The sequence below is a fragment of the Nonomuraea sp. NPDC000554 genome (genome assembly GCF_040300065.1).
GTDB lineage: Bacteria > Actinomycetota > Actinomycetes > Streptosporangiales > Streptosporangiaceae > Nonomuraea.
This window is the reverse complement of record NZ_JBEPDC010000004.1, coordinates 460,422-480,363: the sequence shown is the minus strand read 5'-3', so window position 1 is coordinate 480,363 and position 19,942 is coordinate 460,422. Positions and strand designations below refer to the sequence as shown.

Genomic DNA, 19,942 nt, shown 5'->3' with positions numbered 1-19,942 from the left:
TACGGCCTAACCACCGCACCGATGGTGTCCGTCATAGCGGGGCAAGCTCAATCCGAGGCAATGCGCTGACGTCAACTGAGACTAAAGCTGAGAGTGGGCATAGCAAAAGGGGCCGACTTGGATGGGGTCGGCCCCTTTGCGTTTACTGCCTCAACCAGGCGCGGAGGATAGGGGATTTGAACCCCTGATAGGTTGCCCTATACACGCTTTCCAAGCGTGCGCCCTCGGCCACTAGGCGAATCCTCCGCCGACGAGCTTACCGGACTCCCAGGCGTGCGGAGACCACGATTTTCGTCGTGGCGCGGGCTGGAGCGAGCACTGCCGCGTCGGGCTAGACTGTCTCTGGACCCCTCGCGCGGCGTCATCCTGTGAACCTCCCCAGGGCCGGAAGGCAGCAAGGATAAGCGGGCTCTGGCGGGTGTGCGAGGGGTCTCTTCGTTGGGAGCCCCTCGCAGGCGGGATGGTCGCATGAGCCTTGCGCTTTACCGCAAGTACCGGCCCGGTACGTTCGCCGAGGTCAAGGGTCAGGAGCACGTCACTGAGCCGCTCCGGCAGGCGCTGCGGACGAGCCGCATCAACCACGCCTACCTCTTCAGCGGTCCTCGCGGGTGCGGCAAGACGTCCAGTGCCCGTATCCTCGCCCGCTCCCTGAACTGCGAGAAGGGGCCGACCCCTGACCCGTGCGGCGTCTGCGAGTCGTGCGTGGCGCTCGCCCCCACCGGTCCGGGCCACCTCGACGTCATCGAGATCGACGCGGCCTCCCACGGCGGTGTCGACGACGCCCGCGACCTGCGCGAGCGGGCCTTCTTCGCCCCCGTGTCGGCGCGTTACAAGATCTACATCATCGACGAGGCGCACATGGTGACCCGCGAGGGTTTCAACGCGCTGCTCAAGCTCGTCGAGGAGCCCCCGCCGCACCTGAAGTTCATCTTCGCGACGACCGAGCCGGAAAAGGTCATCGGCACCATCAAGTCGCGTACCCACCACTACCCGTTCAGGCTGATGCCGCCCGCGACGCTCCGGGCGCTGCTGGAGGAGATCCTCACCTCCGAGAGCGTCCCGTTCGAGCCGAACGCCCTGCCGTTGGTCGTCAGGGCGGGCGCGGGGTCCGCACGTGACTCGCTGTCCATCCTCGACCAGCTGCTCGCCGGGGCCGAGGACGACGGCATCACCTACGCCAAGGCCGTCTCGCTGCTCGGCTACACCGACGGCGACCTGCTCGACGAAGTCGTGAACGCGTTCGCCGCCCGCGACGGGGCCCAGATCTTCCACGCGGTCAACCGGGTGATCGAAGGTGGCCACGACCCTCGCCGCTTCGCCTCCGACCTGCTCGAACGCTTCCGCGACCTGGTGATCCTGGCCAACGTCCCAGAGGCGGCCTCCAGCGGGCTGCTCGACCGTCCGGCCGACGAGTTGGAGCGCCTGGTTCAGCAGGCGTCCTCGATGGGGCCCGCCGAGCTCACCCGGGCCGCCGAGGTCTTCAACGCGGGCCTGACGGAGATGCGCGGCGCCACCTCGCCGCGCCTGCTCCTGGAGCTGATGTGCGCCCGCGTCCTGCTGCCGGGGGCGTCGCAGGGCGAGGAGGCGCTGCTGGCTCGCCTGGAGCGCCTGGAACGCGGCGGAGCGATCGCCCAGATGGCGGCCCGCGCCGCCACGCCGACCATCCCCACGCCCGGCGTCGCGGTGGCGCAACCCTCCTCTGCTTCGTACGGGAACGGCACAGGCGTTCCCATCGGTCCTGGCAACGCTGACGGTGCTCCCGGCGCCGGTGCCGGCGGCGGATCTGACAGCGCCGGTGGTTCCGGTGCTGGGGCTGCGTCGGCGGCTGACGACTGGCCGGAGGCGGCGCGCCCGGGCGCGCCCGTCCAGCCTGTGCAGGCCGCTGCTCCGGGGCCCGCCGCGCCCGCGGTGGGGGCGGCTTCCGCGATCCAGCCGCAGTGGCCTGCGGTGCTGGCCGCGCTCAAGCAGCGCAGCATCGTGGTCTGGGCCAACGTGAGCACCAACGCTCAGCTGGTCGGCGTGGAGGGCAATCTGGTCACGCTCGGCTTCTCGCAGGTCGGCGCGATGAAGAACTTCACGGGTGGCGGCAAGGACGCCGTGGTCGCGAGCGCCCTTGGCGACGTCCTCGGGGGCACCTGGCGGGTGGAGGCCGTCGTGGGCGGCTCTCCCGCCCCGCAGGGCAACCGGGGAGGGCCGTCGCGTCCGCAGCCGTCGCAGGGGCATTCCGGGGCTCCCGGCCAGCCGGAAGCGCAGGGTCCGTCCGGGGCCGGTCCGGCGGTGCAGGGGCATGGTGGGCACGCCGCGCCCGCCCAGCCCGCGCCCGACAGCAGCACCTCGCCGCAGGGGCCGGCATCAGGGGGCCACGCCAGCGGCCGCACGAGTTCGCACGGCGGGTCGCAGGACGGAAGCGCACAAGACCCGTCGCCTGGCCCGGCCGCCAGCGCCGCGCAGCCGACGTCCCAGGCGAGGCAGACCACGGACGAGTCCTGGCCCGACGCCCCCGACGACCCCGGCCCGGGCTCTCCCCCCACCCCCGACCCGACGCGCGCCACGCCAGGCGCCGGGCTCGCCGCCGCCAGGTCGGCTGCCAAGGCCGCCGCCCAGGCAGGTCCCCGGGCCCCGGCTACACGGCAGGGCGGCTCCTCGGCGTGGCCGGACGCCATCCCAGGCAGAGGCAAGGGCCCGGAGTCCGACGACGTGGACCCGCTCAACGACGCGGACGCCGACGTCGACGAACTGTCGGGCATGGCCCTCCTCCAACGGGAACTGGGCGCCCAGGTGATCGGCGAAATCGATCACACGTAACCCCGCTCGCCACGACTACCGCCCAACGGGGTAGACGCCTAGACGGCCGCCCAAGTGGTGGCCGGCTGGCGAACGTGAAAGGCGTGAGGTCGGAGAACGGGCGGAGCCCGCTCCGGTGGGCAGGAAGTACCGGCGTGCCAAATGGTGGTCGGCTGGCGAACGTGAAGGACGCGAGGCCGGAGAACGGGCGGAGTCCGCGGCCCCGTCGGTGGGCAGAGAGTACCGACGTGCCAAGTGGTGACCGGGGGACTGGTGGGGCCGGACGGTCGGCGATGCGCCGACGGGCCAGGCAGGACGTGCCAGCGGGCGGGGCGCTGGGTGGATGCGCCGGCCGAGCGGATGGTTGACGTGGGTGGAGGCGTGAGGTCGTGGAAGGGGCCGGCGAAATACCACCCAGATGTCTTCCGCGGTACGTAACGGCGCTCAGCCCGAACCACCCGACTGGCGTGGAACTGACAGACCGCAGTGGCGACGGCGGGCGGTGTCTTCGCGTGCTGGCCGTAGAAGAAGGCAGTAAAAGAAGGAAACGCCCACAGTAGGTCGCGGAAGGTTCAGTCGGTGTGGAGGCGGATGTGGGCGGCGGCGGCGCGTGGGTCCGAGGCGGGGAGTGAGGCCGACAGGCGTTCGAGGATGTGACGGTCGTCGCGCCCGTTGGGGGTTTGGGCGTACGTCCACAGGTCGTCGGGGGAGCCGTGGCGGAGCAGGCACGCCCGTACCTGGACCTCCAGTTCGTCCCGTTCTCTGCGGATTTCCGGTGACTCCGAGCGGGGGAGCAGGGGGCCGGAGTAGGAGCGCGCGACGGAGGCCGGGTCGTTGACCGACAGGAGGTGTCTGACCTGTAGGAAGTCGGCTTCGATGGGGGCCGTCAGGTGGTACGGCTTGGCGCCGATCGCGCCGCCGAGCTGGGCGCGGAGGCGGTGGATCTCGGCCCGGATGGTCACGGGGTTGCCGTCGTCGCCGTACAGGTGGAAGGTGAGCTGTTCGGCGGTGAGCCCGCGGGGGTGGAGCGCCAGCAGGGCGAGGATCTCGGCGTGTCTGAGCGACAGCGGCACGCGGCGTCCGCCCATGGTGGCCGTCGGTGGGCCGTCGCCGAGGAGCGACAGGCGGAGCGTGGGCGGTGCGGCGATGGTCGACAGCGCGTGCAGCAGGTAGCCGTCGACGAACGGTTCGAGCAGCGCCACCCGCCCGTCGCGCAGGATCATGTGCTTGCCCGGTTCGGCGAGCAGGACCCGCTCGCCGACGCTGCCCGACGGGTCGCCCGCGAGGACACGTCCGGTGGACGAGAGCAGGATGCCGGGACGGCCGCGCAGCGACTCGTAGCGGCGGCGCAGGCGTTGGTCGCGTTCGTGCATGCGCAGGGCCAGTTCGGCTTCGGCGAGCCTGGACGTCGCGGCGACCAGGGCGACGGTCGCGGGGTGCAGGCTGGGCGCGGTGCCGCTGACGTCCACGCAGCCGAGCACGGCCCCGGAGTCGGGGTCGGTGATGGGGGCGCCGCTGCACGACCAGACGTGCAGGACGCGCATGAGGTGCTCCTCCGAGTAGACGTGCACGGGCCGCCGGGTGGTGAGGGCGGTGCCGATGCCGTTGGTGCCGACGTCGCTCTCGGCCCAGAGGTGTCCGGCGGACAGCCCGATCCGGTCGGCGACGCGCATGACCGCGCGGTCGCCGTCGCGCCAGAGGACCCGCCCGGCGCCGTCGGTGACGATCATGACGTGCGCGTTCTGGTAGGCGAGCGAGGTGAGCGTCTGCGTGAGCAGGGGGAGCAGCGGCCGCAGCGGGTGCGTCTCGCGGACGTCGTCGATCTCGGCACGGTCGTAGATGAGGGGAGCGGCGTCGGCTTCGATGTCGACCCCGGCCTCCATCGAGCGCTTCCACGACGCGGCGACGAGGTGGCGCGGCCCGTCGGGCCAGCCTTCCCCGGTGGCCACCGCTTCCTGCGCTCGGCGGAGGCGGCGGGAATAGGCGTCGAGATGGCTGTAACTCATCGGCCACTCCAAGTAGTCGAGCCGTATTGCGAGCATCCGGGGTCGAGGGGATGAACGCAACCCGTTCAGAAGATTGCCGACGGTGATCAAACGGTCGCAACGTGTGTGCAACGTTGGCGGGACTAGCGTCCCCGCTCAGCGCGTCGGCGAGGTGCGGCCGCTCCTGCCGGCGCGGTTGGCCGGGTCTCGGACGCTGGAGGGGGGCCGAGACCCGGCCAGGGCCCGACGCGGCCGAACCCAGAGAACAGCCGCAGAACCCCGAGAACACCAGGGTTGGCACACGAACAGGGCGAAACACGAAGGCCGCCAGTGCATGACGACGCCCAAACACCGTAGGCTCGTGGCAGTCAACGACGACGCGGAGCCACGAGGAGCGCACGACGGTGAACCCAGGGGATGTCAACCTGCAGCAGCTGCTGGAGCAGGCCCAGCTCATGCAGCAGCAGCTAGTGAGCGCCCAGCAGGAGCTGAACGACGCGCAGATCGAGGGCTCGGCCGGCGGCGGCATGGTGACCGCCGTGGTGAACGGTTCGGGCGAACTGCTGGAGCTGAAGATCGATCCGAGCGTGATCGACGCCGCCGATCCGCAGGACACCGCTGACACGATCGCCGACCTGGTGATCGCGGCGGTCCGTGACGCGGTGCGAGCCGCCTCCGACCTGCAGCAGGAGAAGCTCGGCCCGCTGGCCCAGGGGCTGGGCGGCGGCGGTCTCGGTCAGTTGCCAGGGTTCTAGACCATGTACGAGGGGGTCGTCCAGAACCTGATCGACGAGCTGGGGCTGCTGCCCGGCGTCGGTCCCAAGAGCGCGCAGCGCATCGCGTTCCACCTGCTCGCGGCCGATCCGGCCGACGTCAAGCGGCTGGCGCACGCGCTGCTTGAGGTCAAGGAGAAGGTCAGGTTCTGCAGGACCTGCGGCAACGTGGCCTCCGAGGAGGAGTGCCGCATCTGCCGCGATCCGCGCCGCGACACCCACGTCATCTGCGTGGTGGAGGAGTCGAAGGACGTGGTCGCGATCGAGAAGACGCGCGAGTTCCGCGGCACCTACCACGTGCTCGGCGGCGCGATCAGCCCGATCGACGGCATCGGCCCCGACGATCTGCGTATCCGCGAGCTGATGACCCGGCTGGCCGACGGCCGGGTGACCGAGCTCATCCTCGCCACCGACCCCAATCTCGAGGGCGAGGCGACCGCCACGTACCTCGCCCGTCTGGTCAAGCCGATGGGTGTGAAAGTGACACGACTGGCCAGCGGTCTGCCTGTGGGCGGTGACCTCGAGTACGCCGACGAGGTGACCTTGGGCCGCGCTTTCGAAGGACGGAGGCTACTGGATGTCTGACCAGTGGAGCACGCTGGCGGAGGAGATCGCCGGGCACGCGCAGAACTATGTCGACGGTCTGGCCAGGGTCGCCAGCGGCGAGGGCGGCGACGCCATCTGGTCGCTGCTGCTGGTCGAGGTGGCGCAGGTGAGCCTGGCCGGGGCCAAGCTCGGCGCCAACGAGGACGTGATCCTGTCGGGCAACAACGAGCCGCCGCTGGGCGAGGACCCCGACATCGACGGCGTCCGCACCGCTCTGGCCGAGCTGCTGGAGGCGGTCGACGACTACGCCGAGGTGTTCGACCCGTACAAGGACACCGGCGTGACGGCGTACCGGCTGTCCGACGACCTGACGGCGGTCGCGGCCGACCTCATCCACGGCCTGCGCCACTACCATGCGGGCCGGCCGCACGAGGCGATGTGGTGGTGGCAGTACTCCTACTTCAACACGTGGGGCAACCACGCGGGGGCTGCGATGCGCGCGCTGCAGGCCCTGGCGGCGCACTCCAGGCTCGACGTGGCCGAGGAAACCACAACGGTCTGATCATCCATATAGTGGTACGAGCCATCGGCTCCATCAGAGGCCCCCAGTAGACTGGCAGCTCACAGTCCAGACCGGGAGACTCTCGTGGCGCTCGTTGTGCAAAAGTACGGTGGTTCGTCCGTCGCCGACGCGTCCTGCATCAAGCGGGTCGCGCAGCGGATCGTCGCGACGAAAAAAGCCGGCAACGACGTGGTCGTGATCGTCTCCGCCATGGGCGACACCACTGACGAGCTGCTCGACCTGGCCGAGCAGGTGTCGCCGCTGCCTCCGGCCCGCGAGCTCGACATGCTGCTGACCTCGGGTGAGCGCATCTCGATGGCGCTGCTGGCGATGGCGATCGCCAACCTGGGCCATGAGGCGCGTTCGTTCACGGGTTCGCAGGCAGGCGTGATCACCGACTCCACGCACGGCAAGGCGCGCATCATCGACGTGTCGCCGAGCCGTATCCGTGAGTCGATCGACCAGGGCCACATCGCGATCGTGGCCGGCTTCCAGGGCGTTTCGCAGGACACCAAGGACATCACCACGCTGGGCCGCGGCGGTTCCGACACCACCGCGGTGGCGCTGGCGGCGGCCCTGGAGGCCGATGTCTGCGAGATCTACACCGACGTCGACGGCATCTTCACCGCCGACCCGCGCATCGTGCCCGCCGCGCGCCAGATCCCCAGGATCTCCTACGACGAGATGATGGAGATGGCGGCCTGCGGCGCGAAGATTCTGCACCTGCGCTGCGTCGAGTATGCTCGCCGGTTCGACCTGCCGATCCACGTCCGCAGCTCGTTCAGCACCAGGGAAGGCACGTGGGTCGTCTCCGACCCTTACACCGAAGGAACCGAGATGGAGCAGCCGATCATCTCCGGCGTCGCGCACGACCGGAGCGAGGCCAAGATCACCGTTGTCGGTGTTCCCGACAAGGTCGGAGAGGCTGCCGCGATCTTCAAAACTCTGGCCGACGCCGAGATCAACATCGACATGATCGTGCAGAACGTCTCGGCAGCCGCGACGGGCCGCACCGACATCTCCTTCACGCTGCCCACGGCCGACAGCTCGACGGCGCTGACGGCGTTGAAGAAGATCCAGGGCGACATCGCCTACGAGTCGCTGCTGTTCGACGACCAGATCGGGAAGGTGTCGCTGATCGGCGCGGGCATGCGCTCGCACCCCGGTGTCACCGCGACGTTCTTCGCGGCCCTCGCCGACGCGGGAGTCAACATCGAGATGATCTCCACCTCGGAGATCCGCATCTCCGTGATCGTGGGCCAGGACGGTGTCGACTCGGCCGTGGCGGCCGCGCACCGCGCCTTCGATCTCGACGCCGACCAGGTCGAAGCCGTGGTGTATGGAGGTTCAGGACGATGAGCAGGCCGAATCTTGCCCTGATCGGGGCCACCGGTGCCGTCGGCACCGTCATGCGGGACATCGTCTCGTCCCGCGACGACATCTGGGGCGAGATCCGCCTCGTCGCCTCGCCGCGCTCGGCGGGCAAGGTGCTGAAGGTCCGCGGCGAGGACGTCGTCGTCCAGGCCCTGGCGCCCGAGGTGTTCGACGGTATCGACATCGCCATCTTCGACGTGCCCGACGAGGTGTCGGCCGTGTGGGTGCCGATCGCGGCCGAGCGAGGTGCGATCGCGATCGACAAGTCCGGCACGTTCCGGATGGAGCCGGACGTCCCCCTGGTCGTGCCCGAGGTGAACCCGCTCGACGCGCGTGAGCGGCCCCGCAACATCATCTCCACGCCCAACTGCACCACGCTGTCGATGATGGCCGCGATGGGCGCGCTGCACGCCGAGTACGTCCTCAAGGAGCTGGTCGTCGCCTCCTACCAGGCGGTGACAGGCGCGGGCGTGGCAGGCTCCGCGCGGCTGTACGACGAGGTCGAGGCGCTCGCCGGCGACCGCACGGTCGGCCAGGTCGCGGGTGACGTCCGCAAGGTGCTGGCCAACCGGCTGCCCGAGGAGTCGCCGTTCCCGGCGCCGATCGCGTTCAACGTGGTGCCGTGGGCGGGCTCGTACAAGGACGGCGGCTGGGCCTCCGAGGAGGTCAAGCTGCGCAACGAGTCGCGGAAGATCCTCGGCATCCCCGACCTGAAGGTCTCCGCGACCTGTGTCAGGGTGCCGGTGATCACCACGCACTCGCTGGCCGTCCACGCGCGGTTCGAGCGCGACATCACCGTCGCCGACGCGCACCGGGTGCTGGAGGCGGCGCCGACCGTCGTCCTGATGGACGATCCGGCCAACGGCGTCTACCCGACCCCGGTCGACGTGGTGGGCACCGACCCGACCTACGTCGGGAGGGTCCGTCAGGCGGTCGATTTCCCGAACACGCTCGACCTGTTCGTCTGCGGTGACAACCTGCGCAAGGGCGCCGCGTTGAACGCCGCCGAGATCGCCGAGCTGGTGGCGTCCGAGTTCTGAGGCGTCTGCGAGGTGCTGCGCCCGCTCGCTGAGCGGGCGCAGCTCACCGGAAGAGGATGTCCCAGTGGTTCGCCTCTCTCGCGAACGTGACGCCCTCTGGCGAGCGGTAGAGGCCTGCGCCGTCTCCGCGCTTGCCGGAGTAGTCGTAGTTCTCCGTGATATAGCGGTTCATGCACGCATTGGGCGTGATGTCTAGTTTGTAGCCGTTGCTGTGGCTGTAGCGGCCGGCCGCGTGCCCGGTTTCGGTGCCGCCCGTGACCATGATCGGGCAGCCGCTCTCACGCTTCAGGTCGATGAGGCGAGAGATCGTGTCCGTGCGGACCGACTCCAGCGAGGTGCAGTTGTACCTCCACCTGTTCGAGCAGTGTCCGGACGACGTCCAGTGCAGGCCCTCGTCCTGGAGCCAGTCGGTGGCGCTGGCGTGCGTCAGGTGGATCATCGCCTGTCTGGGCATGGCCCGGCTCAGGTCGACCTTCTGCCGCTTGTCGGGCCGCGATCCGCGCGGCGTGGCGCCCCGACGTGACTCTGGACCGGCCCTCTGGCTGTCCAGCCTGGTGTGCCAGCGGGCGAGCTCGATCCCGCCGCCCAGGTGATAGCCCCGGACTATGTTCGACGACATCTGCCGCGACTCCCCGACGGGTGTCTTGGGAGCGGCGGAGGCGGCCGATGCCAGTGCGATTATGGTGATCTCAATGCCGAGGAGTGCGACCCCTAGAGGGCGCCATGTTCCACGTATCCACATGTCGATGCCTTTTCGCGGAATAGCCCTTCCGCCAGAATCATCAATCCCACCATTCACACCAGATGATCCCTGTCGCACCAGGATCTTTGCCGTGTGTCGGTGATCACCGTGCGGGTCCATGACCTAACCCGCGACAAAGACGTAAAGTGACGAACGTGTCCGAAGCCCGAAACCGAGGATCGGAGAGCACCCGAGAGGTCATCGTCGAGACGGCCTTGCGACTGTTCCGGGAGCGTGGCTTCGACGCCACGACGATGCGGTCCATCGCAGCCGAGGCCGGCGTGTCTGTCGGTAACGCCTACTACTACTTCGAGAGCAAGGAGGCGTTGATCCAGGCGTACTACGACCGCGCCCAGGCCGAGCACGAGGACGCCTGCCGGGAGCTGCTCGCCACCGAGTCCTCGTTCGCCGCCAGGCTGAGCGGGGTACTGCGGGAGTGGGTGCGGGTCTCGGAGCCGTACCACGAGTTCGCGGTGAAGTTCTTCAAGCACGCGGCCGAGCCCGCGAACCCGTTGAGCCCGTTCAGCGCGCAGACGTCCCCGGCGCGTGAGGCGTCCATCGCGATCTACCGGCAGGTGGTCGAGGGGGCGCGCGACCGGATGAGCTCCGAGCTGCGCGAGGAGCTGCCGGAGCTGCTGTGGCTGCTGTCGATGGGCATGGTGCTGTTCTGGGTCCACGACACCTCGCCGGGATGCGCGCGTACGCACCGGCTGATCGAGGTCACCGTGCCCCTGGTGGACCGGCTCGTCGGCCTGTCGCACCTGCCCGGCCTGCGGGGCATCACCACGGACTTCATCGCGGCGATGCACGAGCTGCGCGCCTGACGCGGTCACGGCGAAGATCCGGCTGGAGACGGCATACCGCCCGGTTGGTATGGTCAGCCTGGGTGACGCCGAGCTGAGAGGCCGCGATGACGCAGAACTGGGGCATGACGATTCCGTTCCACGACCGCTCGCTGGCGCAGTCGCGCGAGCTGATCGAGGAGCTGCCCGCGCTGGGCTACACGGACGCCTGGTCGGCCGAGGTCAACGGCGTCGACGGCTTCGTCCCGCTGGCCATGGCCTCGCAGTGGGCGCCCGGTATGAGGCTTGGCAGCGCGATCGTCCCGGTCTTCACCCGCGGCCCCGCGCTGCTGGCCATGCAGGCCGCCACGCTGGCCGACCTGGCACCCGGCCGGTTCGTGCTGGGCATCGGCTCGTCCTCCCCGGCGATCGTGGAGCGCTGGAACGCGGGCGAGTTCGCCAAGCCGTACGCGCGGACCCGCGACACGCTGCGCTTCCTCAGGAAGGCGCTGGCAGGCGAGAAGGTGTCGGAGGCGTACGAGACGTTCCACGTCAAAGGGTTCAAACTCGACCGGCCGCCGGAGAACCCGCCCAGGATCGTGCTGGCCGCCCTCAGACCCCGGATGCTGCGCCTGGCCGCGTCCGAGGCTGACGGCGCGATCACGAACTGGCTCTCGCCCGACGACGTGCGCCGGGTGCGGGCCGAGATCGGGCCGGACACGGAGCTGATCGCCCGCCTGTTCGTCTGCGTTACGGAGCTCGGCGAGGACGCCGACAAGGTGCGCGAGCTGGCCCGCTGGATGCTGGCGAGCTACCTCACCGTGCCCGTCTACGCCGCCTTCCACGACTGGCTGGGACGCGGCGAGGTGCTCCGCCCCATGCACGAGGCCTGGGCGGCGGGCGACAGGCAGGCGGCGCTCAAGGCGATCCCGGACGAGGTCGTCGACGCGCTGGTCGTCCACGGCGACGCGGAGACGTGCCGGGCCCGGATCCAGCAGTATGTCGACAACGGCCTCGACACCCCGATCCTGGCGCCGATCCCCGGCGGAAAGGTGCCGCTCGCCGAGGCGGTCCGAGCCCTGGCCCCCTGACGGAGGGATGACCGACCCATGGACGAGGTACTCAGGCTGGACGCGATCGGGCAGGCGCAGGCCGTACGAGACGGGCAGGTGTCGCCACGGGAGCTGGTGGAGGCGGCGATCGCCCGGATCGAGGCGCACGACGGCGAGCTCAACGCCGTCGTCCACCGCAGGTTCGACCGGGCGCTGGCCGAGCTCGACGCCGCGCCCGCCGACGCCCCCTTCCGCGGGGTGCCGATCCTGCTCAAGGACCTGGGCTGGCCGCAGGCGGGCGAGCCATACAGCGCGGGCTCACGGACGCTCGACGGCGTCCGGGTCGAGGAGGACGGCTACGGCGTGGCCAGGCTGCGCGCGGCGGGCTTCGTCGTCCTCGGGCGGACGAACACGCCCGAGTTCGGCAGCACGATCACCACCGAGCCGGTGGCGTTCGGGCCCACGCGCAATCCGTACGACACCGGGTACTCCGCGGGCGGGTCGAGCGGCGGCTCGGCGGCGGCGGTCGCGGCCGGGATGGTGGCGCTGGCCACGGCGAGCGACGGCGGTGGCTCGGTCCGCATTCCCGCCTCCCTCTGTGGCCTGGTGGGGCTGAAGCCGACCCGTGGGCGCGTCAGCCTCGGGCCGCGCCTCGGCGAGGGCTGGAACGGCTTCTCCTGCCCCGGGTTCGTCACCAGGACCGTGCGCGACACGGCGGCGGCGCTCGACCTCGTCCTCGGCTACGAGCACGGCGACCCGTACGACGCGCCCGCGCTGCCGGGGCCGCTCGCCCGCGAGGTCGGCGCGGACCCCGGACGGCTGCGGATCGGGTTCCTGACCGCGCACCCGAGAGGCGACGTCCCGGACGTGCCCGACCTGGCCGAGGCCGTCGACCGGGCCGCGGGCCTGCTGGAGTCGCTGGGGCACCAGGTGACACCCGGCGGCCCGCCGGCGCTGGCCGACCGGGGCTTCGCCGAGCAGTTCGGCGCGATCGTGTCGAACAACCTGGCCGCCGAGCTCGAGAACATCGGCCGCTGGCGCGGCAAGCCCGTGGACCTGGACGAACTGGAACCGCGCAACGCCGCCATGGCCAGGGCGGGCCGCGGGCACAGCGCCCCCGAGCACATCCTGTCGACCCAGTGGATCGACGCCTTCCGCAGGCGGATGGCCTCCTGGTGGAACGCGGGCCACGACCTGCTGCTGATGCCGTCGCTCGGGGTGGCGCCGTTCCCGCTCGGCTGGATCCCGCCCGACGACCTGAGCACCGCCTTCGGCAGGACGGCCCACTCGGTCGCCTACACCTCGCCCTTCAACGCGACCGGGCAGCCCGCGATCTCGCTGCCGCTGCACATGACAGCGGCGGGACTGCCGGTCGGCGTCCAGCTCGTGGCCGCCGCCGGACGGGAGGACCTGCTGGTACGGGTGGCGTCGCAGATCGAGGAGGCCAGGCCGTTCGTCCATCCGATGATCGACAGGAACCCCGGCCGGAGGTAACGCGTTATGTCGTGAAGAGTCCGGGGTAGAGGGGTGCTCATGATGGCGAAGGCAGCACGGGCGGCGGCGGCGTGGAAGACGTACCGCGAAGTGACCAAGCCAGGCACACCTGGCGTGCTGAGCAGGGTGCGGGCCATCCCCCGCATGATCGGCGCGGTGATGCGCGGCCAGTACGACGGCATGGGCAAGGGCAAGCTGGCGCTGCTCGCGCTCGGCGTGGTCTACATCGTCTCGCCCATCGACGTGATCCCGGACTTCCTCGTGCTGGTGGGCGTCGCCGACGACTTCGGCGTCTTCCTCTGGCTGATCGCGTCGCTGCTCGGTGAGAGCGGGCGTTACGTCGACTGGGAGCACAAAGTCATCGCCGGCCAGGTCGAAAGCTAGATCTGCTCCATCCTGAGCCAGGCGCGCGACGGCAGCGGGTGGCCGAACAGGCGGGCCGCGTTGCCGTACGCGACCCTGGCGATGTCGGCCGGTGGGAGCGTTCCGAGGTTGGTGGCCAGCGACTTCTGGGTGTCGGGCCACGTCGAGTCGGAGTGCGGATAGCCGCTCTCCTGCAGCACGTGGTCGAGGCCGACCGCGAGCCGCACGCCTGACAGCGCGTGGTCGTCGAGGGTGCCGAAGTAGAAGTTGCGGCGCAGCACCTCGCTCGGCTTGAGCCCGCCGTCCCACTCCGCCTCGCCCGCGACCGGGTGGTCGAGCGCGTAGTCGGCCCGTGTCGCCAGCAACGGCAGCCAGCCCACGCCGCCCTCCACGATGAGGATGCGCAGCGACGGGAAGCGCAGCGGCACCCCCGACCAGAGCCAGTCGGCGCAGGCGAACATGGCGCTGGTGGGCATCAGCGTGGTGATCGCCTCGATCGGCGTGTCGGGCGACGGGACGGGCGACCAGCTCGACGCGCCCGTGTGCAGGCAGACGACCGTGCCGGTCTCCTCGCAGGCGGCGAAGAACGGGTCCCAGTGGCCCGAGTGGATCGACGGCAGCCGCAGCCGGGTCGGGAACTCGGGGAACACCACGGCCTTGAAGCCACGGGCCGCGTTGGCGCGGATCTCCTTGGCGGCGATGTCGGGATCGGGGAGCCACGGGAGCTGCAGGCCGATGATCCGCTCGGGGTAGGTGCCGGCCCAGACGTCGATGTGCCAGTCGTTCCACGCCTTGACCAGAGCCAGGCCGAGCTCCTGGTCGCGGGTCCTGGCGAACGGCATGCCCGCCTGGCCCGCCAGCATGCCGGGGAAGCAGAGCGCCGCCCAGATGCCGGCGAGATCCATGTCCTCGACCCGGGCCTCGATGTCGTGGCAGCCGGGACGCATGTTCTCGAACCTGACCGGGTCGAGGGTCCACTGCTCGCGCGGCAGCCCGGCGCCGACGTCTATCCCCGCGCAGGGATAGGTCGCGCCGCCGTAGCGCCACACCTGGTGACCGGCCTCCGTCTCCACGACCTTGGGCGCGACCTCGGCGAACTTCTCCGGCAGCCTGTCCTCGAAGAGGTCAGGAGGCTCGATCAGGTGATCGTCGGCGGAGATGATCACGTAGTCGCGCCGCCTCGGATCTGGGTCGGGGAGCAGCGGCGTAGTCACGCAGGTAACCGTACGACGACGGGATAACGTCGAACAAGCTGCGACGTATCCGTTGGGTATCCAAGCCCTCTTCGGACCCGGGATCGCCGGGGAGGGGGCGCGGGCGACCCCGGGGTGCCGACGGTCCGCTCAGCCCACGCGGACCCAAGTACCCGCTACCCCGCTGAAGCCGCCTCAGTCAGCAGAGCACGCCGCAGTTCGTCGACGACGCCCGACCCCACGCGCAGCACCTCGGCGCAGTACCGCGCAACCGAGCCGTGCCGCGCGACCAGGTCGGCGAGGAAGAGCCGCATCGCCTCGGCGGGAGCCTGGCCGAAACCCGGCCACATGGGGGAGCCGGGGTGTCTGGCCTGCCAGTCGGCGATGAAACGCTCGGTGGCCAGGCCGGTCAGCGCGTAGTCGGCCACGATGTCGTCCTCCGCCACGCCGAGGAGCGCCAGGATGATCGCGATGAGCAGGCCGGTACGGTCCTTGCCGGCCGCGCAGTGGACGACGACCGGGGCGCTGTCGTCCCGCGAGACGGTCTCGACGGCCTCGCGCAGGTTGGCGACGCCGTCTTCCGAGACCTCCAGGTAGCGGTCGGCGAGGAACCTGGGGACGCCCTGCGCGTCGTCGTTGTACGAGCTGGTGTCCCAGCGCCTTACCTCGATAGGCAGGTTGTGGTACCGCAGCTCCTCGTGCTCCGCTCATCACCCTAATTCGGGGCGGGATGCGTCTCCTGCTGCTCGGTGGAGGACTCCGCGGTCTCCGGCACCTTCGGGGACTCCGGCACCTCAGCGGACTCCGCTGCCTTTCTGTCGGCGACCTCGCGCCGGATGAGCAGGATCCAGCCGCCGATGGCCACGCCGATGAACAGCCACCACTGGACGCCGTACGCCAGGTTGAGCCCGCCGCCCGAGCCCACGTCGGGCGCGGGCACCGGCTCCGGCGCCGCGGCGGGCTTCGGCTGCTGCCCGGTCAGCTCCACGTACCCGCCCACGAGCTGGTACGGCAGCCCCTTGCCGATCTTGCCGGGGTCGATCAGCAGCACCTGGCCCGGAGGCAGCCCCGAGCGGTCCTTGAGCCCGCTTGACTCCTCCGTCTCCCCCGGGCGTAGCCGTCCGGTGACAGTTACCTGCCCTGCGGGCGGCGCGGGCACCTCGGGCGGCGCGTCGGCGCTCGCCCCCGCCTTCACCCAGCCCCTGTTCACCAGGACGGCCTGACCGCCACCCGTCACCAGCGGGGTCAGCACGTAGAAGCCGGGCCTGCCCTCCTGCGGTCGCCTGCGCACGACCAGGCCGTGTGCCGCGTCGTAGCTGCCCGAGACGGTGACCGTGTGGAACCGGTCGTCCACCTTCACCTGCCGGCCCGGCCCGGCCAGCGTGCCGAGGGGCACCGGCGCGGCCGCCAGGTTGGCGGTCACGCGGTCGCTGTTGGCCGAGCGCTCCTCGAACCGTCCGAACTGCCACCGGCCCAGGAACACGAAGGCGGGGATGACCAGCAGCACCACGATGTGGAGCGCGACCCAGCGAGGCGTAAGGAGGAACCGGTACACCCTTCAAGAGTAGGCAGCGCGACCTGTGCTCCCTCATCTGCCACCCTGCTGCCCCGATCTGGAGGAATGGCTTACCAGAACGGTGGTTCATCGCGTACGGTCGGGTTCGTCCCCCTGCGACCTCCCACCCCAAGGGCCACATGACCCTGCTTGCCGCGCCCCCGGAGGCGCCCGCGTTCGAACTGCCCCGGTTCGTCTCCCTGTTGCGCCATGCGGTGCCGCGGGTGCTGGAGGGCATGATCCTGCCCGTCGCGGTGTTCTACGTCGGCCTGGTGCTCGGGGGGTTCACCGCCGGCGTGGTGGTGGCGGTGGCGTGGGTGTACGGGGGAGCGGCCTGGCGGATCGTCAAAGGCCGGGCCGTGCCGGGAAGCGTCCTGCTGGCGGCGGGCATGGTCACGGTCAGGGCGGTGCTGGCGCTGCTCACCGGGAGCCCGGTGCTCTTCTTCCTGCAGCCGACGCTGGGCGTGTTCTGCGCCAGCGCGGCGTTCCTCAGCACGGCGCGGTTACGCAGGCCACTCGCGCGGCGGGTGGCGGAGGATCTGGTGCCGCTGCCCGACCAAGTGCTGAACAAGCCACTCATGCAGCGATTTTTCCGCCGACAGTCGCTGATCTGGGGGTGCGCGCAGTTCGTCAACGGCTCGCTGAGCCTGTGGCTGCTGCTCAGCCAGCCTGTGGAGACCTACCTGCTCGTCCGGACGTCCGCGGTGGCGGTGCTGCTGTCGGGAGCCGCCCTGGTGACGCTGGCGGACTTCCGGGGCCGCCTACGCGCTCTTCAGCGCGGCGCCTGAGCCGGGCAGCGGGGTGATCTCCCGGGGCCCCGCCACCTCGTGCCCGTCCGCGCAGCGCAGGTACTGCTCGACGGGGGCGCCGCAGTCGCGGTGCGTCAGCAGCACGGGCGGGCCCGCCTCGCCCGCCAGGTACCTGTCGCCCCAGTGCATGAGCGCCACCAGCAGCGGGTACAGGTCGCGGCCCTTGTCGGTCAGCCGGTACTCGTAGCGCTGGCGCTGGCCCGGCTCGCGGTACGGCTGCTTGCGCAGCAGGCCCTCCTCGACCAGCCGGGCCAGCCGCGCGCTGAGGACCTGGCGCGGCGCCCCGGTCATGGCCTGCATGTCGGCGAATCGGCGGACGCCGGTGAACGCCTCGCGCAGCACCAGGAAGGTCCACTTCTCCCCGACGATGTCCAGGGTGCGCTCGATCGAGCAGTTGTCCACCCGAAAAGGCACGTTCATGCCGACTATCATACCTGAGTTCAATTGACAGACTCAGCATTCGACCGGCAAGCTGAGTCCATGCTCGGAACCCAGATTCGTCCGGTCAGGTCGGACGACGAGGAGAGCGTCCGCCGCTTCCTGGCCGGGCTCTCGCTGCACACGCAGACGCTGCGGTTCTTCACCGGGGTCGGCTGTCCTGCCGCCGCTCTGGTGCGCGCGCTGCTCGCTACAGACGAGCACAGGGACGTCCTGGTCGCCGTCCAGGAGGGCGAGATCGTCGGTCACGCCATGAGCTACCGGGGCGGTGTGGCCGACGTGGAGATCGCGATAGTGGTCACCGATCGGTGCCAGGGGCGCGGGCTCGGCCGCAGACTGATCAAGAGGTTGCTGTACAGGGCCGCCGTGCGCGGCGCCACGACCGTCGGCATGGACGTCATGGGCGAGAACAGGCGGGTGCAGGGGATGATCCGCAGGCTGTGGCCGGACGCCAGGATGACCGCCTCTTCGGGATCGGTGGAGGTGACCGCTATCATCCAGGAGGCGGCAGTATTTGCGGAACAACGTTCTGGTGGCTCACCATTGACAGCGTGAAGAGTGTCAGGAACGGACGCGACGGCCGGACCCGCATCATCGAGGGCGCCCTCCGCCGATTCAGCCAGGACGGAGTGTCGGCCACCACGCTGGCCAGCCTCCGCGAGGAGAGCGGCGTAAGCGTCGGCAGCTTCTACCACCACTTCGCCAGCAAGGAACACGTCTTCGGCGTGCTGTACGCCGAGATCCAAGCCGCCTACCAGGAGGCGTTCCTCGCCGAGCTCGTCAGCCATGAGGAGGCCCGCGACGGCATCGAGGCCGTCGTCGCCTTCCACATGCGCTGGGCGGGCGAGCATCCCGAGCGGGCCAGGCTGCTGGTCAGCGAGCGCCCGCCGCGCAAGACCGAGCCGGGCGGCCCCGAGGTGGCCGAGGCCCGCCGTGCCTTCTTCCGCCAGGTCTCCGACTGGTGGCGGCCGCACATGAAGAACGGCCTGCTCCAGCCGGTGCCCGCGACCATGTGCTACGTCCTCTGGCTCGGCCCGGCCCGGGAGATGTGCAGGCTCTGGTTCGCCGGGGCCCACACGCCGACCGACGAGGAGGTCAAGGGGCTGGGCGAGGCCGCCTGGCAGAGCCTCCGCCAGCGCGGGGAGTGACGAAGCGACCACGTTGGGTGGTGTTATTGTCCGATTGTGACACGACCTCGGGCACTCGTCCTGCCCATCCTGCCGGAGCGTGCGCTCGCCCGCCTGGGCGAGGTCGCCGACCTGGCGCTGGCGTCCGACCGGCCCAGCGTCGGCTTCACCGACGAGCAGCTCGCCGACCTGGTCGTCGAGACCGGCGCGACCGTGCTCGTCACCGACGGTGACGAGGTCCGCGCGTCGGTGCTCTCGCTTCCCGTGCAGGTCGTCGCCAGCATGGCCGCGCCCACCGGCATCGATCTGGAACTGGCCGCCGAGCACGGCGTCACCGTCCTGCACGCCGCCGACCGCGACTCGGAGGCGGTCGCCGAGCTGACGATCGCGCTGCTGTTCGCGGTCGGCAGGAACCTCGTCACGGCCGACAGGGAGGTGCGGCGGGGCCGCGGCTACCGAGGCCGGATGCCGCCCGCGCAACGCCACCGCGGCATGCGCCTGAGCGGGCGCACATTCGGCATCGTCGGGCTGGGCCGGGTCGGCAGGGCGGTGCGCTGGCGCTGCGAGGGCCTCGGCATGCGGGTCATCGCCTGCGACCCGTACGTGGAGGAAGCCGCGCACAGCCTGCCCGCCCTCCTGGCGGAGGCGGACGTGATCTCGCTGCACACGCCGGTGACCGGCGAGACCAGAGGCCTGTTCGGCTCCGCCGAGTTCGCCGCGATGCGCCCCGGCTCGATCTACCTCAACACCGCCCGGGGCGCGCTGCACGACCTGACGGCACTGGTGGAGGCGCTGCGTGACGGGCAGCTGGGCGGCGCCGGGATCGACCACTTCGAGGGCGAGTGGCTCGACCCCGCCCATCCTCTGACCAGGCTGCCGAACGTGGTGCTCACGCCGCATCTGGGCGAGGCCACGGGAGAGAGCCACGAGGAGCACGCTGAGATGATCGTGGAGGACATCGCGCGGCTGCTGCGCGGCGAGGAGCCCGCGCACGCCTGCGCGCCCGTCATGCCGGTTGCCGGATCCGCGTAGGCACCCGCCAGCTGGCGGTGTCGAGGGAGATGTCGAGCCGCAGGTCGCCGCGCTGCCTGCGCAGGCCGGGCACGCGCACCCGGTCGTGGACGTCGAAGCGCCCCCGGTGCGGGTAGCCGAACCCCAGCTCGCCGGGCAGGACCCGCAGGTCGTCGCGGTTGCCGCAGCTCGGGCAGGTCCAGGAGACGAGGTCGAGGCCGCGGTTGTAGTCGGAGCAGGCGCTGAAGTACTCGTCGGGCATGAAGCGGGACTCGCAGGCCAGGCAGGGGATCAGCATGGGACCCGCTCCTA

21 protein-coding genes, 1 tRNA gene and 1 other RNA gene are annotated in these 19,942 nt (G+C 70.5%); 15 read left to right on the top strand and 8 right to left on the bottom strand.

Annotation, left to right across the window (positions count from 1 at the left end; translation table 11 throughout):
- Positions 1–161 precede the first annotated feature (161 nt).
- A tRNA-Ser gene (locus tag ABT294_RS11180) sits at positions 162–246 on the bottom strand.
- Positions 247–342: 96 nt separating this feature from the next.
- On the opposite strand from ABT294_RS11180, the gene ffs reads away from it, so the two are divergent.
- Positions 343–438: signal recognition particle sRNA small type (ffs, locus tag ABT294_RS11175), an RNA gene on the top strand.
- 30 nt (positions 439–468) lie between these two features.
- The gene (locus ABT294_RS11170; RefSeq protein ID WP_350805124.1) at positions 469–2,805 is read left to right on the top strand and encodes a DNA polymerase III subunit gamma and tau; all 2,337 of its coding nucleotides are present in this window, start codon (positions 469–471) and stop codon (positions 2,803–2,805) included.
- A gap of 551 nt (positions 2,806–3,356) precedes the next feature.
- Here the strand turns inward: ABT294_RS11170 and ABT294_RS11165 are convergent.
- On the bottom strand, positions 3,357–4,790 hold the full coding sequence (locus ABT294_RS11165) for a GAF domain-containing protein (RefSeq protein ID WP_350805123.1): 1,434 nt from the start codon (positions 4,788–4,790) through the stop codon (positions 3,357–3,359).
- A 383-nt stretch (positions 4,791–5,173) separates the two neighbouring features.
- Between ABT294_RS11165 and ABT294_RS11160 the strand changes: the two genes are divergently transcribed.
- From ABT294_RS11160 to ABT294_RS11140, 5 genes are all read left to right on the top strand, one after another.
- Complete coding sequence (locus tag ABT294_RS11160) at positions 5,174–5,524, top strand: YbaB/EbfC family nucleoid-associated protein (protein ID WP_350805122.1); 351 nt, start codon at positions 5,174–5,176, stop codon at positions 5,522–5,524.
- 3 nt (positions 5,525–5,527) lie between these two features.
- On the top strand, positions 5,528–6,127 hold the full coding sequence (gene recR, locus ABT294_RS11155; protein ID WP_350805121.1) for a recombination mediator RecR: 600 nt from the start codon (positions 5,528–5,530) through the stop codon (positions 6,125–6,127).
- Entirely contained in the window at positions 6,120–6,650 is a 531-nt protein-coding gene (locus ABT294_RS11150) for a DUF5063 domain-containing protein (protein ID WP_350805119.1), read from the top strand. Before recR ends, ABT294_RS11150 begins: the two co-directional genes overlap by 8 nt.
- Before the next feature lie 84 nt (positions 6,651–6,734).
- The gene (locus ABT294_RS11145) at positions 6,735–8,009 is read left to right on the top strand and encodes an aspartate kinase (RefSeq protein WP_350805118.1); all 1,275 of its coding nucleotides are present in this window, start codon (positions 6,735–6,737) and stop codon (positions 8,007–8,009) included.
- Positions 8,006–9,064 carry an aspartate-semialdehyde dehydrogenase gene (locus tag ABT294_RS11140; RefSeq protein ID WP_350805116.1) on the top strand — a complete coding sequence of 353 codons (1,059 nt, stop codon included), beginning with the start codon at positions 8,006–8,008 and terminating at the stop codon, positions 9,062–9,064. The genes ABT294_RS11145 and ABT294_RS11140 overlap by 4 nt, the downstream gene beginning before the upstream one ends.
- Before the next feature lie 43 nt (positions 9,065–9,107).
- Here ABT294_RS11140 and ABT294_RS11135 read toward each other — a convergent pair whose 3' ends face one another.
- Complete coding sequence (locus ABT294_RS11135; RefSeq protein WP_350805115.1) at positions 9,108–9,683, bottom strand: hypothetical protein; 576 nt, start codon at positions 9,681–9,683, stop codon at positions 9,108–9,110.
- A gap of 278 nt (positions 9,684–9,961) precedes the next feature.
- Between ABT294_RS11135 and ABT294_RS11130 the strand changes: the two genes are divergently transcribed.
- From ABT294_RS11130 to ABT294_RS11115, 4 genes are all read left to right on the top strand, one after another.
- On the top strand, positions 9,962–10,630 hold the full coding sequence (locus ABT294_RS11130; RefSeq protein ID WP_350805114.1) for a TetR/AcrR family transcriptional regulator: 669 nt from the start codon (positions 9,962–9,964) through the stop codon (positions 10,628–10,630).
- Positions 10,631–10,716: 86 nt separating this feature from the next.
- Positions 10,717–11,679 carry an LLM class F420-dependent oxidoreductase gene (locus ABT294_RS11125; RefSeq protein WP_350805113.1) on the top strand — a complete coding sequence of 321 codons (963 nt, stop codon included), beginning with the start codon at positions 10,717–10,719 and terminating at the stop codon, positions 11,677–11,679.
- An 18-nt stretch (positions 11,680–11,697) separates the two neighbouring features.
- On the top strand, positions 11,698–13,134 hold the full coding sequence (locus ABT294_RS11120) for an amidase (RefSeq protein ID WP_350805112.1): 1,437 nt from the start codon (positions 11,698–11,700) through the stop codon (positions 13,132–13,134).
- A 39-nt stretch (positions 13,135–13,173) separates the two neighbouring features.
- On the top strand, positions 13,174–13,518 hold the full coding sequence (locus ABT294_RS11115) for a YkvA family protein (protein WP_350805111.1): 345 nt from the start codon (positions 13,174–13,176) through the stop codon (positions 13,516–13,518).
- On the opposite strand, the gene ABT294_RS11110 is transcribed toward ABT294_RS11115, so the two are convergent.
- From ABT294_RS11110 to ABT294_RS11100, 3 genes are all read right to left on the bottom strand, one after another.
- A complete protein-coding gene (locus ABT294_RS11110; RefSeq protein WP_350805109.1) occupies positions 13,515–14,711 on the bottom strand; it encodes an amidohydrolase family protein in 1,197 nt (398 codons plus the stop codon). The genes ABT294_RS11115 and ABT294_RS11110 overlap by 4 nt on opposite strands.
- A 155-nt stretch (positions 14,712–14,866) precedes the next feature.
- On the bottom strand, positions 14,867–15,382 hold the full coding sequence (locus ABT294_RS11105) for a tyrosine-protein phosphatase (protein WP_350805169.1): 516 nt from the start codon (positions 15,380–15,382) through the stop codon (positions 14,867–14,869).
- A 23-nt stretch (positions 15,383–15,405) separates the two neighbouring features.
- Positions 15,406–16,245 carry an SURF1 family cytochrome oxidase biogenesis protein gene (locus ABT294_RS11100; RefSeq protein ID WP_350805108.1) on the bottom strand — a complete coding sequence of 280 codons (840 nt, stop codon included), beginning with the start codon at positions 16,243–16,245 and terminating at the stop codon, positions 15,406–15,408.
- Positions 16,246–16,385: 140 nt separating this feature from the next.
- Here ABT294_RS11100 and ABT294_RS11095 point away from each other — a divergent pair, with 140 nt between their 5' ends.
- Complete coding sequence (locus ABT294_RS11095) at positions 16,386–17,033, top strand: VC0807 family protein (RefSeq protein WP_350805107.1); 648 nt, start codon at positions 16,386–16,388, stop codon at positions 17,031–17,033.
- On the opposite strand, the gene ABT294_RS11090 is transcribed toward ABT294_RS11095, so the two are convergent.
- Positions 17,007–17,474 (bottom strand): winged helix-turn-helix transcriptional regulator, encoded by a 468-nt coding sequence (locus tag ABT294_RS11090; protein ID WP_350805106.1) that lies wholly within the window; start codon positions 17,472–17,474, stop codon positions 17,007–17,009. The two genes, ABT294_RS11095 and ABT294_RS11090, sit on opposite strands and share 27 nt — an antisense overlap.
- Positions 17,475–17,534: 60 nt before the next feature.
- Here ABT294_RS11090 and ABT294_RS11085 point away from each other — a divergent pair, with 60 nt between their 5' ends.
- The 3 genes from ABT294_RS11085 to ABT294_RS11075 are packed head-to-tail and all read left to right on the top strand — an operon-like array spanning position 17,535 to position 19,651.
- Complete coding sequence (locus tag ABT294_RS11085; protein WP_350805105.1) at positions 17,535–18,047, top strand: GNAT family N-acetyltransferase; 513 nt, start codon at positions 17,535–17,537, stop codon at positions 18,045–18,047.
- A complete protein-coding gene (locus tag ABT294_RS11080; RefSeq protein ID WP_350805104.1) occupies positions 18,044–18,640 on the top strand; it encodes a TetR/AcrR family transcriptional regulator in 597 nt (198 codons plus the stop codon). Before ABT294_RS11085 ends, ABT294_RS11080 begins: the two co-directional genes overlap by 4 nt.
- 36 nt (positions 18,641–18,676) lie before the next feature.
- Positions 18,677–19,651 (top strand): NAD(P)-dependent oxidoreductase, encoded by a 975-nt coding sequence (locus tag ABT294_RS11075; RefSeq protein WP_350805103.1) that lies wholly within the window; start codon positions 18,677–18,679, stop codon positions 19,649–19,651.
- On the opposite strand, the gene ABT294_RS11070 is transcribed toward ABT294_RS11075, so the two are convergent.
- The gene (locus tag ABT294_RS11070) at positions 19,626–19,928 is read right to left on the bottom strand and encodes a hypothetical protein (protein ID WP_350805102.1); all 303 of its coding nucleotides are present in this window, start codon (positions 19,926–19,928) and stop codon (positions 19,626–19,628) included. The genes ABT294_RS11075 and ABT294_RS11070 overlap by 26 nt on opposite strands.
- Positions 19,929–19,942 lie beyond the last annotated feature (14 nt).